General features: G+C 69.1%; 12 protein-coding genes and 2 riboswitches. Of the genes, 7 read left to right on the top strand and 5 right to left on the bottom strand.

The features are described from left to right. Window positions 1–10 precede the first annotated feature (10 nt). The 3 genes from gcvH to CGU34_RS07350 form a co-directional block, all read right to left on the bottom strand. Window positions 11–394 (bottom strand): glycine cleavage system protein GcvH, encoded by a 384-nt coding sequence (gene gcvH / locus CGU34_RS07360; protein ID WP_036299430.1) that lies wholly within the window; start codon window positions 392–394, stop codon window positions 11–13. After that, window positions 391–1,632 (bottom strand): glycine cleavage system aminomethyltransferase GcvT, encoded by a 1,242-nt coding sequence (locus CGU34_RS07355; protein WP_036299437.1) that lies wholly within the window; start codon window positions 1,630–1,632, stop codon window positions 391–393. Before CGU34_RS07355 ends, gcvH begins: the two co-directional genes overlap by 4 nt. A 46-nt stretch (window positions 1,633–1,678) precedes the next feature. Then, window positions 1,679–1,785: riboswitch (glycine riboswitch) on the bottom strand. Continuing rightward, a riboswitch (glycine riboswitch) is annotated at window positions 1,786–1,884 on the bottom strand. 235 nt (window positions 1,885–2,119) lie between these two features. Beyond that, window positions 2,120–3,292, bottom strand: coding sequence for a MarP family serine protease (locus tag CGU34_RS07350; protein WP_100813728.1), 1,173 nt, complete (start codon window positions 3,290–3,292; stop codon window positions 2,120–2,122). 233 nt (window positions 3,293–3,525) lie between these two features. On the opposite strand from CGU34_RS07350, the gene CGU34_RS07345 reads away from it, so the two are divergent. From CGU34_RS07345 to CGU34_RS07320, 6 genes are read left to right on the top strand one after another with little or no spacing between them, the layout of a single operon-like run. After that, window positions 3,526–4,332 (top strand): NUDIX hydrolase, encoded by an 807-nt coding sequence (locus CGU34_RS07345; protein WP_081766457.1) that lies wholly within the window; start codon window positions 3,526–3,528, stop codon window positions 4,330–4,332. Further along, window positions 4,329–5,663, top strand: coding sequence for a quinolinate synthase NadA (nadA, locus tag CGU34_RS07340; RefSeq protein WP_036301462.1), 1,335 nt, complete (start codon window positions 4,329–4,331; stop codon window positions 5,661–5,663). Before CGU34_RS07345 ends, nadA begins: the two co-directional genes overlap by 4 nt. Next, window positions 5,660–7,282, top strand: coding sequence for an L-aspartate oxidase (locus CGU34_RS07335; RefSeq protein WP_100813727.1), 1,623 nt, complete (start codon window positions 5,660–5,662; stop codon window positions 7,280–7,282). The genes nadA and CGU34_RS07335 overlap by 4 nt, the downstream gene beginning before the upstream one ends. Further along, window positions 7,276–8,148, top strand: coding sequence for a carboxylating nicotinate-nucleotide diphosphorylase (nadC, locus tag CGU34_RS07330; RefSeq protein ID WP_100813726.1), 873 nt, complete (start codon window positions 7,276–7,278; stop codon window positions 8,146–8,148). The genes CGU34_RS07335 and nadC overlap by 7 nt, the downstream gene beginning before the upstream one ends. 6 nt (window positions 8,149–8,154) lie before the next feature. Next, entirely contained in the window at window positions 8,155–9,324 is a 1,170-nt protein-coding gene (locus CGU34_RS07325) for a cysteine desulfurase family protein (protein WP_100813725.1), read from the top strand. Continuing rightward, window positions 9,321–10,388: a glycosyltransferase family 2 protein gene (locus CGU34_RS07320; RefSeq protein ID WP_332870609.1), complete on the top strand. Its 1,068-nt coding sequence runs from the start codon at window positions 9,321–9,323 to the stop codon at window positions 10,386–10,388. The genes CGU34_RS07325 and CGU34_RS07320 overlap by 4 nt, the downstream gene beginning before the upstream one ends. 59 nt (window positions 10,389–10,447) lie before the next feature. Here the strand turns inward: CGU34_RS07320 and CGU34_RS07315 are convergent, their stop codons facing one another. Continuing rightward, a complete protein-coding gene (locus tag CGU34_RS07315; RefSeq protein ID WP_100813778.1) occupies window positions 10,448–11,965 on the bottom strand; it encodes an MFS transporter in 1,518 nt (505 codons plus the stop codon). 124 nt (window positions 11,966–12,089) lie between these two features. Here CGU34_RS07315 and CGU34_RS07310 point away from each other — a divergent pair, with 124 nt between their 5' ends. Then, window positions 12,090–12,725: a TetR/AcrR family transcriptional regulator gene (locus tag CGU34_RS07310; RefSeq protein WP_100813723.1), complete on the top strand. Its 636-nt coding sequence runs from the start codon at window positions 12,090–12,092 to the stop codon at window positions 12,723–12,725. 34 nt (window positions 12,726–12,759) lie between these two features. Here the strand turns inward: CGU34_RS07310 and CGU34_RS07305 are convergent, their stop codons facing one another. Continuing rightward, window positions 12,760–14,637 carry an ABC transporter ATP-binding protein gene (locus tag CGU34_RS07305; protein ID WP_100813722.1) on the bottom strand — a complete coding sequence of 626 codons (1,878 nt, stop codon included), beginning with the start codon at window positions 14,635–14,637 and terminating at the stop codon, window positions 12,760–12,762. Between the last annotated feature and the right edge of the window lie 11 nt (window positions 14,638–14,648).

The following is a 14,648-nucleotide window of genomic DNA, read 5'->3' as shown; positions in this document are numbered from 1 at the left end:
GGAGACACGGTCACGAAGCCTGACCCGTCAGGCCGATGTATGCGGCTCGGTCGAGAAGCTCCGCCGGCTGCGACGCGTCGATGCGGATCTTCAGCAGCCACCCGTCCTCGAAGGGCGAGGAGTTGATCAGGCTCGGGTCGTCCGCGACGGCCTCGTTGACCGCGACGATGTCGCCGGTGAGGGGCGCGTAGAGTTCGCCGACCGACTTCGTGGATTCGATCTCGCCACAGACCTGCCCGGCGCTCACGCCCGAGTCGACGGTCGGCAGCTCGACGAACACGACGTCGCCCAGCTTCTCGGCGGCGTAGTCGGTGATGCCGACGGTCGCGATATCGCCGTCGATCGAGATCCACTCGTGTTCGGCGGTGTAGGACAGGGCGGTGAGATCGGTCATTTCTTCCTCCGGTAGAACGGGGTGGGTGTGACGGTCGCGGGGATGCGCGTACCGCGGACATCTATGTAGAGCTGCGTGCCGGGGGTCGAAACGGCCGGGTCGACGTAGGCGAGGGCGATCGGATGCCCGAGCGTCGGGCTGAGCGCGCCGCTCGTGATTTCGCCCACCTCGGTCGCGGCCGGTCCGTCGCCGTCGAACACGGCATAGCCCGCACGCCCGGCCCGGCGGCCCTCCGAAGCGAGGCCGACGAGCACACGAACATCCGGAGCCAACGCCGCGCTGGCGCCCTCGCGACCCACGAAGTCCCCGTCGCTCGCAACCGCGCGCGCGAGACCCGCCTGAGCGGGACGGATGCTCCGCGACAACTCGTGCCCATAGAGCGGCATGCCGGCCTCGAGCCGGAGGGTGTCGCGTGCGGCAAGCCCGGCCGGCACGAGTCCGAGAGGTTCTCCCGCCTCAAGGAGCGCGTTCCAGAGTTCCTCGGCCCGACCAACGGGCACGGCGAGCTCGAAACCGTCCTCGCCTGTGTAGCCCGTCCGGGCGACGAACACCGGAGCCCCATCGAACCGAGCGGCCGCTGCGGCGTAATAGCCGAGGTCACCGAGGCTCGGCGCAAACTCGTCGAGCCCCTCGGTCGCGGCGAGGATGGCGACCGATGCCGGGCCCTGCACCGCGATGAGCGCGAGGTCGTCCGAGACATCCTCCACACGAAAGCCCGTGGCTCCCGCCACGAAACCGAAGTAGACGTCAGCGCCGGGCTCGGACGGTGTCGGTGGCGCGGGAGGAGGGACGGATGCCTCGCGCTCCGCCAGCGCGGTGGCCACGGCATCCCGATTCCCGGCGTTCGCGATCACGACGTAGTGGCCGTCGCCGAGGCGGTAGACGATGACGTCGTCGACGATGCCGCCGCTCTCGGTCAACACGAAGCCATACGAGGCCTTGCCGAGCCGCATCGTGGAGGGCCGCCCCGACAGCGCGTAGTCGAGGAACTCGCCCGCGCGTTCGCCGCTCACGATGAACTCGGCCATGTGCGAAATGTCGAACAGGCCTGCGGCTGTACGGACGGCGTGGTGCTCGGCGAGTTCCGAGCTGTAGCGCACCGGCATCCACCACCCGCCGAAGTCGGTGAAGGATGCGCCGAGCCGCTCGTGGGCTTCGGCAAGTACCGTTCGACGAGGTTCGGGCGAGCGCGCAGCATCGCCCGGTGGGGCCGTCGTCGGCGGGGTGGGGTCTGGCATGAGTTCTCCCGTGGTGGTGCGGGCGGGCGCCGATCGACGCCCGGTGAACTCCCCCTCTGTCATCTGCCTGAGAGTTTCGCCGAGACATCGATCAGGATGACTCGGCTTTCACCGTCGGCGGATCCGCACGAGCGGATCGCTTTCCAGAGTGGCCCGACCCCCGCGGTACGCAATACCTGAGAGATTGGCGGGGAGGCTTGCTCCTTCGGTGCCCGGCGCGAAGCGGTGCCGGGGCTCTCCCGCAAGGGGTCATAGGGCCGGTGTTCAGTTATCGCCGAATCCGGAGGCCCGACGCGGCCAGCATACCCACCGAGGGGCCCCGCGCCGCATCCCCTTTCGGCGACACGCGGAACAACCCAGGGGCGCCCCGCGCCCACACACTCCCCCAAACACCCCTGGTGCGACGAAACACCTCGCGCCCGTGGGTGTTTCGTCGCAGCAGGGGTGTTTCGCTGGCTGAAGCCAGAGCGAGCGGGGGCGAGCGGGGTCAGCGCGTGCAGCTGCCGGACGACACCGGACTCTGCCATCCCGCGGCGCCCTCGACGATCGGAGCGAGTTCGGTCGACGTCGACGCGTAGCCCCGGCTCTCCTGCTCCCCGCCGCGCGCGAAGACGAGGCCCGCAACATCTCCGTCGGCGGTCAGCAACGGGCCACCCGAGTTTCCGGGCCGCACGTTCGCCTCGAGTGTGTAGATCTCGCGGAGGTTCGAGGATTCGTCGTAGATGTCCGGCACCGGTACCGTCCCGACCGCGAGGACCGCTGCCGACATGGACTCGAAGGGTCCGCCGTGCGGATAGCCCTGCACGGCCGCCGACGAACCCGCGGGCAGCACGGGAACGACATCCAGGGGTTCCGCGTCAAGATCGTCGACGGCTATCACGGCAATGTCACCGATGGGATCGAAGTAGACGACCCGGCCGTCGCGCGCCTCGCGGCCGGGCAGCTCGACGACCGGACGATCGACGCCCGCAACGACGTGAGCGTTCGTCACGACACGGTCGGCGCCGATGACGAAACCGGAGCCACTCGAACTCAGCCCGCAGGCGTATGCCACTCCGGTGATACGAGCGACGGATGCCGCGGCCTCCGCGAGTTCCGGGTCGTCGAGCTGAACGGGGGGCTGGACTGCCGCCGTGCCGGGCAGCAACAGTCCGCCGAGTGTGGGGATCGCGTCACCGAGTACGGCGCCGCGCAGCTCTGCGAGTCCCGCCTGGAGGGGTCGCGGCACGATGCTCTCGATGACGGTGAGCACGCGCGACGAGGCGATCGCGGTCGAAACAATGGGCGTTCCGGTGGCCGCGAGGCCCGAGCCGACGAGCGACACGGCGAGTGCCGCGGCCACGAGCGTCAAACCGCCGCCCAGCAAACGATCGACGCCACGCAGCGGCGTACGGTCGACGCCGCGTCGCAGAGCATTGCCCGCGGCGGAACCCAGCGCCGCGCATCCGGCCAACAGCAGAAGCGTGGCCGCGATCACGGCGAGCGCGCGCCACATCGGCCAGGGCAGAGCGGCCGTCACGAAGGGCATCAGCCAGTACGCGCCGACAGCGCCGATGCCGAGTCCGACGAGGGTCCCGAGGCTCGCGAGCAAACCTCGCTGGAACCCGATGATGAGAGCGACGAGAAGCAGCACGAGCACGACGATGTCGACAACCTGCATGCGCCTGCCCCTCTCTGCCTCCGGACTCGCACAATCGAGCGGCCGGGCGCCGGACTCAGGATAATTCGCGTCGCTGAGAAGTCCCGGCAGGTTGCGACCCGCGCGCCCGCCCACGGGGCGGGGCTGCGGCGCACAACGTTTGCCTTCGAGTCGGCATGACACTAAGATCGATGGAGGTTAGAGTCACCTTGACTCGAACCAGCGTCGCCCTAGAGATGTCGAGTCAGCACACCATGAGCACAGCTCCCTCTGCCACGGCCACGGCCACGGAGTCGCAAGTGCTTGCCGCTCCCGCCGCCGAGGCCACGCGCGTCGCGGTCTCGACCGTGATCTTCACGCTGAGGCGACGCCCCGAGGATGACTCGGCTGCGCTCGTTCTGCCCCTGGTCCGGCGCACGCGCGATCCCTACGCAGGACTGTGGGCACTGCCGGGCGGATGGCTCGACACGACCGAGGGACTGGATGCCGCGGCATCCCGCACACTCGGCGAGACCACCGGTCTCTCACCGAGCTATCTCGAGCAGCTCTACGCGTTCGGAGACGTCCACCGCTCGCCCTCACGCGTCGTGTCGATCGTGTACTGGGCGCTGCTGCGTTCGGCTCAGGTCGACGCGCAAGTTGCGGCCCACGCCGCTGCCGGCGACGCCCCCGAGAACGTGGCCTGGTTCGATGCCGCCGATCTGCCGACGCTTGCCTTCGATCACAACCAGATCGTCGACTACGCGCTCTGGCGCCTGCGGAACAAGGCCGGCTACTCGCGGATCGCGCACGGCCTGCTTGCCGATGAATTCACGCTCGCCGAGTTGCGCGAGGTGTACGAGTCGATCCTCGGCCGAAAGCTCGACCCTGCCAACTTCCGGCGTCAGGTCGAGAACTCCGGAACCCTGATCCCCACCGACGGCTTCCGCACCGGCAGCCACCGCCCCGCCCGCCTGTACCGCTACAACCAGGATGTCGAGTTGGCCGAGCGCGGCCCGCTCGCCGCACCCGCTCCCGCCCCGGCACCGAGCCGCGCATCCTTCGATTCGAGGACGACATGAACGCCACTCCCCTCACCCTCAGCACGACCGCCATGCTGAACCCGTCGGTCGATCATGAGATACAGCGGATCACCGCGGGCCTCTCGGACGCCGAGACCTGCAATACCGACCTCGCCGCGGGGCCGTGGAGCTTCGACGGACGCCCGGGATACGGTCCGGGGTCATCGATGGGTGATGTGATCCCGGCCGGTTCGCCGCGCCAGGGCGAACTGCCGCTCGAGTACCGCGAGGCATCCGAGGCCGAGCTGCACGAGCGCATCCTGGCCGCCAAGCGCACACTCGGCGACCGCGTCGTGATTCTCGGGCACTTCTACCAGCGCGAAGAGGTCGTGCGGCACGCCGACTACGTGGGCGATTCGTTCCAGCTCGCGAACGCCGCCCAGGCACACCCCGAGGCCGAGTCGATCGTGTTCTGCGGGGTGCACTTCATGGCCGAGACCGCGGACCTGCTCTCGCGCCCCGAGCAGGCGGTCATCCTGCCGAATCTCGCCGCCGGATGCTCGATGGCCGACATGGCGAACATCGATCAGGTCGAGGAGTGCTGGGAGCAGCTCGAGGATGTCTACGGCCCGATGGATGCCGTGGACGCGGATGGCTTGGTGCCCGTCATCCCGGTGACGTACATGAACTCGTCGGCAGCCATCAAGGGGTTCGTCGGGCGGCACGGAGGGATCGTCTGCACCTCGTCGAACGCGCGGACGGTGCTCGAGTGGGCTTTCGCGCGCGGCCGTCGCGTGCTCTTCTTCCCCGACCAGCACCTCGGCCGCAACACGGCCAAGGCGATGGGAGTTCCCCTCGAGCAGATGCCGATGTGGAACCCGAATCGCCCGCTCGGTGGCAACGATGAGGCGACGCTCGACGACGCCCGCGTGATCCTGTGGCACGGATTCTGCTCGGTGCACCGCCGCTTCACGGTCGACCAGATCGAGAAGGCGCGCGCCGGGCATCCGGGCGTCCGCGTGATCGTGCACCCCGAGTGCCCGATGCCGGTCGTCGATGCCGCGGACGAGGCCGGATCGACCGACTACATCCGCAAGGCCATCCAGGCCGCGACCGAGCCGACAACTTTTGCGATCGGCACAGAGGTCAACCTCGTCCAGCGGCTCGCGGCCGAGCATCCGCAGCACACGATCTTCTGCCTCGATCCCGTCGTCTGCCCGTGCTCGACGATGTATCGCATCCATCCCGGTTACCTCGCGTGGGTGCTCGAGCAGCTCGTCGCGGGCGAGGTCCGCAACCGAATCACCGTCGCCGCGGACGTCGCCGAGCCCGCACGCATCGCGCTCGAACGGATGCTGGCCGCCAAGCCCGCACCGCAGGTGACGGCATGACGAGCGCGATCGTCGTCGGCAGCGGCATAGCGGGACTGACCGTCGCGCTGCACGCCGCCCGCGCGGGCATCGAGGTCACGCTCGTGACGAAAGACGTGCTCGAGCACGCCAACACGCGGTATGCGCAGGGCGGCATCGCGGGGGTCATGTTCGCCGACGATCGGGCAGCGGATCACGCGCATGACACGCTGACCGCGGCCGCGGGCCTCGGCGACCCCGCCGCAGTCGAGGTGCTCGTGTCAGAGGGGCCGGAACGCATCCGCGAACTGATCGCGCTCGGCGTCGCCTTCGACCGTGACGCGTCAGGCGACTTCGTCAAGGGCCTCGAGGCCGCGCACTCGTACCCGCGCGTGCTGCACGCGGGCGGGGACGCCACGGGCACGGCCATCGAGACCGCGCTCGTCGCAGCCGTCCGCGCCTCGGCCATGGAGATCATCGAGCACGCATTCCTCGTCGATCTCACGCTCGTCGAGGGGCGCGTGAGCGGTGTCGACCTGCTCACGACGGAGGGTCGACGGATGCTCCGGGCCGACGCCGTCGTTCTCGCGACCGGGGGCGCGGGCCAGCTCTTCGCCCACACCACGAACCCATCCGTGGCCACCGGCGACGGCATCGCCGCGGCGCTTCGGGCCGGTGCCGAGGTAACGGACCTCGAGTTCGTCCAGTTCCACCCGACGGTGTTGGCTGCGGGCGAGCCGTTCCTGATCTCGGAGGCCGTGCGTGGTGAGGGCGCGACCCTCATCGACGACGACGGTCGCCGCTTCGTGTTCGACACGCATCCCGACGGCGAACTCGCGCCGCGTGACGTGGTCGCGCGGGCCATCGCCCTCCGCATGATCGAGCAGGGTGGTCGGCCGGTCCACCTCGACGCAACACGGCTGGGCTGGACGGAACAGGGCTCGACGGAACAGGGCTCAACGGAACAGGGCTCGGGAGATCAAAGCTCGACCGCATCCTTCCTGACACGTCGCTTCCCCACGATCGATGCCGCCGTGCGTCAGCGGGGTCTCGACTGGGCACGCGATCCGATCCCGGTGACCCCCGCGGCGCACTACCTGATGGGCGGGATCGGGACCGATCTCGACGGACGAACGAGCTTGCCCGGGCTGTACGCGGTCGGCGAGGCTGCCCGTACCGGCGTGCACGGGGCCAACCGGCTGGCGTCGAACTCGCTGCTGGAGGGCGCCGTGTTCGGCGCGCGGGCCGCCGCCGCCCTCGCCTCGCCCGACACCCCCGCCCCCGCCCCCCAGCGCTCCGTTCCGCTGTCGCAGATCGACGTACCGCGAGGCACGGAGCGTCGATCTGCGACAGCGGAGCACATGCCGTTCACGCGCGCGGCGCTGCAGCGCGTGATGTGGGAGAGCGTGGGGGTCGTACGCGACGAACATGGGCTGCGGCGAGCGCAGGGTCTCGTCGACGGATGGCTCGCTCAGCCGCGTACGCCGCGCTCGCAGGCCGAGTTCGAGGACGAGAACCTGCTGCAGCTCGCGGCCGCGACCATCCGTGCCGCCCTCGCGCGGCGCGAGTCTGTCGGCGCTCATTACCGCAGCGATGACCCGAGCCTCTCTTCACACGCCCCCACTCATTCCCCCGCCCTCGTCGGGAGCGCAGGATGCTGACCCGGGCCACGATCGATCGCGCCGTGTCGGCGGCGCTCGAAGAAGACGCCCCCTGGGGCGACGTCACGAGCGAGTTCCTCATCCCCTCGACCGCGGTCGCGCGTGCCGAACTGGTCGCACGCGACCACGGCGTCTTCAGCGGCGGCGAGGTCTTTGCCGCGGCGTTCCGGCTGACCGATCCCACCATTCGTGTCGCCCTCACGGTCGCCGACGGTGCCGAATTCGCTCCGGGAACCGTTCTCGCGGTCGCGGAGGGACCCGCGCGGGGTGTGCTGACCGCCGAGCGCGTAGCCCTCAACTTCGTGCAACGGATGTCGGGAATCACTACCCTCACGTCGCGCTTCGTCGCCGAGGTCGCACACACGGGCGCGCGGATCGCCGACACGCGCAAGACCACGCCGGGCCTGCGGGCTTTCGAGCGGCATGCCGTGACGAGCGGCGGGGGCCACAACCACAGGCACTCGCTCTCAGACGCTGTGATGGCGAAGGACAATCATCTGGCCGTACTGCAGCGCAGCGGCGTCTCGGTCACGGCGGCGCTGCAGGGCGCGATCGCGCGGCTGCCGCACACGACGCATGTCGAGGTGGAGGTTGATCGGCTCGATCAGATCGAACCGGTTCTCGCCGCGGGGATCGGCACGATCCTGCTCGACAATTTCTCGCTCGAGGACCTGCGTCGTGGTGTTCAGCAGGTCGCGGGTCGTGCGCTCGTGGATGCCAGCGGCGGCGTGCGGCTCGACACGGTGCGGGCGATCGCCGAGACGGGCGTGGACATCATCTCGGTCGGCGCCCTGACGCACTCCGCATCGGCGCTGGACCTCGGGCTCGACATCCTCGTGGACGATTCGCACGAATCCGCGGACTGACACCCCATGCTCTATCTCGACAACGCAGCGACCACCCCCGTGCGGCGCGAGGCCCTCGAGGCGATGATTCCGTACCTGACGACCGAGTTCGGCAACCCCTCGAGCCACCACACGTTCGGCGAGCGTGCGGCGGCCGCGCTTGCCGACGCGCGCGGCACCGTCGCTCGCATCCTCGGGATGCGTTCGAGCGACGTCGTATTCACCTCGGGCGGCACCGAGGCGAACAACCTGGCTGTCAAGGGCATCACGATCGCCGCGCATCTCTCCCGCCACGCCGGCAGCGCGCGCCACATCATCACGACCCCGATCGAGCATGAGTCGATCCTCGAATCCGTTGATTACCTCTGCAGGGTGCACGGGTTCACGGTGACAGAGCTGCCGGTTGACGCGGTCGGCCGTGTCGATCCGGGCGACCTCGAAACGGCACTCCGCGACGAGACCGCGCTCGTGACCCTCGGGTATGCCAACAACGAGATCGGCACGATTCAGGATGTCCCGGCCCTGGCCGCCATCGTGCGCGCCCGACGGGTTCCGATCCACCTCGATGCGGTGCAGGCGGCCGGATGGCTCGACCTGTCGGCCGCGACTCTCGGCGTCGACGCGATCTCGATCGCCGGGCACAAGGTCGGCGCTCCCCCGGGAACGGGTGCACTGGCGGTGCGGGGACGGATTCCGCTCGAACCCCTGCTCCACGGCGGAGGCCAGGAGCGCGGCCGTCGGAGCGGCACCGAGAGCGTCGCCGGCGCGGTGGCGCTCGCGACCGCTCTGACGCTCGCCGATGCCGAGCGCGCCGAGGCATCCGCCCGCGTCGCCGGGTTCCGGGACGCGTTCGTCGCGAAGGTTCTCGACGCGATCCCCGCGGCACGCCTGACGGGCGACCCCGTGCACCGCCTGCCCGGCACGGCCAGCTTCACCTTCGCCGGAACGAGCGGAGAAGCCGTGCTCCTCGAACTCGAACGCCGAGGCATCGTGTCCTCGAGCGGCTCCGCGTGCGCGGCCGGCAGCGACGAGCCCTCGCACGTGCTGCTCGCGATCGGCATACCGGGCGAGGTGGCGCAGACATCCGTGCGCTTCACCTTCTCCGCTCGGATCGGGACGACGGATGGCGCCGCCGATGCTCGCACGCTGGGCGAGGCCGTGGCGGCCTCGGTCGCGGCCGTACAATCGGCCGCGTGAGCACCAGTCGTGTGTCAGGCAGCCGCGCGAGTATGACGACCGTTCCCGCGGGTCGCCCGGACGCGGCGCTGGTCACGCTCGTCATCGCGGGATTCGACGTGGCTCCCTACGCCCGCGAGGCACTCGAGTCCGTGCAGGCGCAAACGTTCACCGGATGGCGCGCCATCCTGATCGACGATCACTCCACGGATGGCACACGTGAGATCTTCGCGAAGGCCGCCGGTTCCGACAATCGGTTCACCTTCGTTCCGCAGCCGGAGCGTCGGGGTCTCGGCGTGGCACGCAACGCCGGTCTCGATCGCGTGCGGACCCCCTTCGTCGGATTCTTGGATGCGGACGACGTGCTCCTGCCGGGGGCGCTGGAGCGCCTCGTCGGCACCCTCGAACGCACCGGAAGCGACTTCGTGGCTGGCGCGTACGCGCGGCTACGGCCCCGATCGGGCGTGGAACATGACGCCGACATGAGCACGACGGTGATCACCGGCACCGCTTACGAGGTCGGCGCGGTGCAATCGTGGGTCGCGGCCGCGACGGATCCCGAACGGTCGGCGACGACGATCGATGAGCACCCCGAAGCATCCGGCAACATCGTCGCGTGGTCGAAGGTGAGCCGCACGGACTTCTGGGTGCGGTCTGGGCTCCGCTTTCCCGAAGGGCGCCTCTACGAGGACCAGGTCGTGGCCCAGGCGATGTACGCCCGCGCACGTGCATTCGATGTCATCCCCGACGTGGTGGTGCACTGGCGAGTGCGGCCGGATGGCTCATCCATCACGCAGCGCGAAGCCGAACTGCCCGTGCTGCGCGATGCGCTCGACGCGATGGGTGCCGGTTTGAGCATCTTGCGCGAGGCATCCGCGACGCGAGCGGTGCAGGCTCGTGCGGCACTGATCCTCACGATGGATGTGCCCCGACTCGCCTCGATCGCGCGCGAGCACCCGGAGGATGCCTATCGCCGCGCCCTCGGGGCGTTCGTCCGTGAGGTCTGGGACGTGGCCGATGAATCCACCCGCGGACACGTGGGCCGTGAGACCGCGATCATCATCGACGCGGCATCGCTCTGGTAGCCCCGCCGGTCGGTGAGCGAGCGTAGCGAGACGAAACGACGCCCCGCCGCGCACTCCGGTCAGTGCGCGATGACCGGCTCGGCCGCCGTCGCGCCCGGACGCCCGTGTGCCAGCGAGATGCCGTCACCGCGGCGGCGGTAGAGCAGCGCGGCGATCACGAACCCGATCGCGAAGAAGCCCGCGCCCCACCAATACGCCACGGTGTAGCTGTGGATGGCGGCCTCGGCGAGCACCTCCGGGCTCTCCGGCGCGTTGGCCGCCACATACGCGGTCAGGGCCGTCGCGGCCAGGGTATTCAGCAGGGCGGTGCCGATCGAGCCGCCGACCTGCTGGCTGGTGTTGACCATTGCCGAGGCGACTCCCGCGAACTGCGGGTCCACTCCGAGCGTCGCCGTCTGCATCGCCCCGGGCATGATCGATCCCATCGCGAGCCCCATCACCATCAGGGCAGGCAGGATGTCGCTGACGAAACCGCTGTCGTGGCCGAGGCGGGTGAGGAGAATCATCGCGATCACCCCGAAGATCATCCCGATCGGCACGATGATCTTCGGTCCGAATCGCGGCAGGAAGATATTCGTCGAGAGCTGAGCCGCAAGCACCAGCATCACGATCATGGGCAGGAACGACAGCCCCGTCTGCATCGCCGAATACCCGAGCGAGACTTGCAAGTAGTAGGTGACGAAGAGGAAGACACCGAACATCCCGGCGCCCGCGATCAGCACGGAGATGTAGGACGCACCGCGGTTGCGGTCCAGCACGATCGGCAGTGGCAGGAGCGGGTGACGCGAACGGTGCTGCCACAGCACGAAGACGACGAGCAAGACTCCCGAGCCCGCCAGCATCCCCCATGACAGGGGCGAGTCCCAGCCATCCGTCTCGGCGTTCGAGAATCCGTAGACGAGCAGGAACAGGGCACCCGATACCGCGAGCGTGCCGGGGATATCGAGGGTCGGACGGGGGCCCGTGCGGGTCACGTGCCCGACGAAGAGGATCGCCCCGACGATCGCGACGAGGGCGATGAAGACGTTGATGTAGAGGTTCCAGCGCCAGTCGAAGTACTCGGTGAGGAACCCGCCGAGGAGCAGCCCGATCGCTCCCCCGGCTCCGGCGATCGCCCCGAACACTCCGAAAGCACGGGCGCGTTCGCGCGGGATCGTGAAGGTCGTCGTCAGCATGGCGAGCGCCGTGGGGGCGAGCATGGCGGCGAAGACACCCTGCAGTGCGCGGGCCGCGACGAGAATCCCGAACGTCGGCGCGGCACCGCCGAGCGCCGAAGCGATCGCGAATCCGACCAGGCCGATGATGAACGTTCGCTTACGGCCGATCAGGTCGGAGAGCCGGCCACCCAACAGCAGCAGGCTGCCGAACGCGAGCGCGTACGCCGTCACGACCCACTGGCGGTCGCCGTTCGAGAAGCCGAGGTCGGCCTGTGCGGCCGGCAGCGCGATGTTCACGACGGTGGCGTCGAGAACGACCATCAGCTGCGCGAGTCCGACTGTTGCGAGAGTCCACCACCGGCGGGACGAGGGCGCGGCCGCCGGCTTAGCGACATTCGCGGAAGAGGAAGTCTGTGGCATGCGGAAACCATATACGAGAATCATCCGTTCCGGATACCAAACGTTCTGGAATAGGATGGAGAACGGCAGTCGAAATGCCGCACAGACACCGACAACCACGAAGCCACATCCGAGGAGGACCGCAATGACGCAGCCCGCACCCGCCGTCACGGACGGGGCGGCTCCGCGCCCGGGCCGCAAGAGGGATCACTCGCGAGACCCCGAGATCCTGCGGGCGGCGATCGACGTCCTCGCCGAAGAGGGATTCGACGGCATGACGATCGACATGGTCGCGACCCGCGCCAAAGCCGGCAAGGCGACTCTCTACCGACGGTGGCCGTCGAAGGCCGAACTGGTGCTGGATGCGATCGGATGCATGAAGTCGGCCGACCTCTCCCCCGACAAGCTGCCCGACACGGGCACGCTGCGCGGCGACCTCATCGGCATGATCACACCGCGCACCGCGGAAGACGCCGAGCGCCGCATGCGCGTCATGGCGGGTGTTGCGGCGCTCCTCTCACGCGAGCCCGAGCTGACCGAGGCCGCGAGCGCCGTGCTCATGTCGCCGCGCATCGTGGCGATCCGGGGCCTTCTCGAACGTGCTCTCGCCCGGGGCGAGATCCGCGCCGACGCCGATCTCGACATGTTGGCGCGGCTCCTTCCCGCCCTGGCTGCGTTCCGGGGAATCGTCGAGCGAAAGCCCATCGACCGCGAATATCAGATCGCGCTGATCGACGGCATCCTGCTGCCGGCCGCGGGAGTCGCGCGTTCGGTCGCGTGAGCGGGGCGAGCTGACCGCCCGCGGTCCGGAACCCTCAAGCGAGGCCGCTCGATGCCTCCACCTGGCGCATCGCGAGTTCGGCGTACAGCCCGCCGTCGGCCATCAGCTCGGAGTGTGTGCCGCTCTCGACGATGCGACCACCCTCGACGACGTGGATGACATCGGCGCCGACCACGGTCGAGAGGCGGTGCGCGATCGAGAGTGTCGTGCGACCCCGGGCCGCGGCATCCAGCGCGCGCTGCACGACTCGTTCCGACACGGTGTCGAGGGCACTCGTGGCTTCGTCGAGCAGCAGCACGGGCGGATCCTTCAGCAGCACGCGGGCGATCGCGATGCGTTGCTTCTCGCCACCGGATAGACGGTAGCCGCGCTCCCCCACGATCGTGTCGTAGCCTTCGGCGAACCCCTCGATCACGTGGTGGATGTTCGCGGCACGGCAGGCGTCCTCCAGCTCTGCCTGCGTCGCGCCCGCCTTGGCATATGCGAGGTTCTCGCGCACCGTCGCGTGAAACAGGTACGTCTCTTGCGACACGATGCCGATGTTCTCGATGATCGATGCCTGCCGCAGATCGCGCACGTCCGCGCCGGCGAACAGCACGGAGCCGGAGGATGCCTCGTACAACCGCGGTGCGAGGTACAGGATGGTCGTCTTACCTGCCCCGCTCGGGCCGACGAAGGCGACGTGCTGCCCGGGCTCGGCGACGAACGACACCCCGTCGAGGGTCGGCCGTGTCGTGCCGGCGGCGTCGGGGTACCGAAAGGTCACGTCACGGAACTCGACGCGCCCGAGCGGCCCGGGAGCAGCCTCGACGTCCGTGGCCGTGGGCGATTCGGTGATCGCGGGCTCGAGATCGAGGTATTCGAAGATGCGCGCAAACAGTGCCCGAGAGGTCTGCAGGTCGAGCGTGACACGCATGAGCGCCATCAGCGGGAAGAGCAGACGCGCCTGCACGGTCGTGAAAGCGACGATCACGCCCGCCGATATGTCCGCGCTGCCGCCTGTGATCAGCAGACCCGCGACGAGGTAGATGATCGCCGGCACCGACGACATGATGATGCTGACGATCCCGAAGAACCACTGCCCCGACATCGCCTGCCGCACTTGCAGCACGACCTGGTTGCCGTTCTCGACCGTGTAGCGCTCGATCTCGGCGCTCTGCCGGTGGAACGCCTTCGCGAGCAGGATGCCGGAAACCGAGAGCGTCTCTTGCGTGATGGCCGTCAGCTGCGACAGCGACTCCTGCGTCTCGGCGGCGATCTTGGCACGCACCTGGCCGACGCGGCGCTGCACGAAAACGAGGCCGGGCAGCAGCCCGAGGGCGATGAGGGTGAGGCGCCAGTCGATCATCACCATCGCGACGACCGAGGCGATCACCGTGACGGTGTTGCCGAGGATGCTCGTGAATGTGTTGGTCAGTACGCTCGCGACCCCACCGACGTCGTTCTGCAGCCGCGACTGGATCACGCCGGTCTTCGTGCGCGTGAAGAACGACAGGTCCATCGCCTGCAAGTGCGTGAAGAGCCGAACGCGCAGGTCGCCCGTGACGCGGTTGCCGACGGTCGAGGTGAGCCAGGTCTGGATGACGTTCAGGCCCGCGGATGCCACGAACAAGCCGATCATGAGCGCCACGAGTTCGACGAGCAGGCGCAGGTTCGGCCCGGCGTCACCGGCCGGGAAAAGTGCCGAGTCGAAGATGACCTCGATGATCAGCGCGGGGACGACTCCGATCGCGGCGCTGACGACGACCAGCGCGGCGGTGACGGCCAGGCGCCCTCGATACGGGCGGAAGAGCGCGACGATGCGCCCGCCCAGGTTCGGGATGTCAGGGGCGTCGGCATTGCGCTCACGCTGGGCGTCGGCGTCCACCCCGCGGGTCAGACCCCCACCGAAGCCCCCGCGCGGCATACTCATCCGCTCAGCCT

It is taken from the genome of Microbacterium lacus (assembly GCF_002812805.1).
GTDB classification, from domain to species: Bacteria; Actinomycetota; Actinomycetes; order Actinomycetales; family Microbacteriaceae; genus Microbacterium; species Microbacterium lacus_A.
Note: the sequence above shows the minus strand (reverse complement) of the source record. Positions and strands in the feature narration are given on the sequence as shown.

Coding starts and splice junctions, on each gene's coding strand:
- gcvH (WP_036299430.1), bottom strand. CDS start 394: ATGACCGATCTCACCGCCCTGTCCTACACCGCCGAACACGAGTGGATC.
- CGU34_RS07355 (WP_036299437.1), bottom strand. CDS start 1,632: ATGCCAGACCCCACCCCGCCGACGACGGCCCCACCGGGCGATGCTGCG.
- CGU34_RS07350 (WP_100813728.1), bottom strand. CDS start 3,292: ATGCAGGTTGTCGACATCGTCGTGCTCGTGCTGCTTCTCGTCGCTCTC.
- CGU34_RS07345 (WP_081766457.1), top strand. CDS start 3,526: ATGAGCACAGCTCCCTCTGCCACGGCCACGGCCACGGAGTCGCAAGTG.
- nadA (WP_036301462.1), top strand. CDS start 4,329: ATGAACGCCACTCCCCTCACCCTCAGCACGACCGCCATGCTGAACCCG.
- CGU34_RS07335 (WP_100813727.1), top strand. CDS start 5,660: ATGACGAGCGCGATCGTCGTCGGCAGCGGCATAGCGGGACTGACCGTC.
- nadC (WP_100813726.1), top strand. CDS start 7,276: ATGCTGACCCGGGCCACGATCGATCGCGCCGTGTCGGCGGCGCTCGAA.
- CGU34_RS07325 (WP_100813725.1), top strand. CDS start 8,155: ATGCTCTATCTCGACAACGCAGCGACCACCCCCGTGCGGCGCGAGGCC.
- CGU34_RS07315 (WP_100813778.1), bottom strand. CDS start 11,965: ATGCCACAGACTTCCTCTTCCGCGAATGTCGCTAAGCCGGCGGCCGCG.
- CGU34_RS07310 (WP_100813723.1), top strand. CDS start 12,090: ATGACGCAGCCCGCACCCGCCGTCACGGACGGGGCGGCTCCGCGCCCG.
- CGU34_RS07305 (WP_100813722.1), bottom strand. CDS start 14,637: ATGAGTATGCCGCGCGGGGGCTTCGGTGGGGGTCTGACCCGCGGGGTG.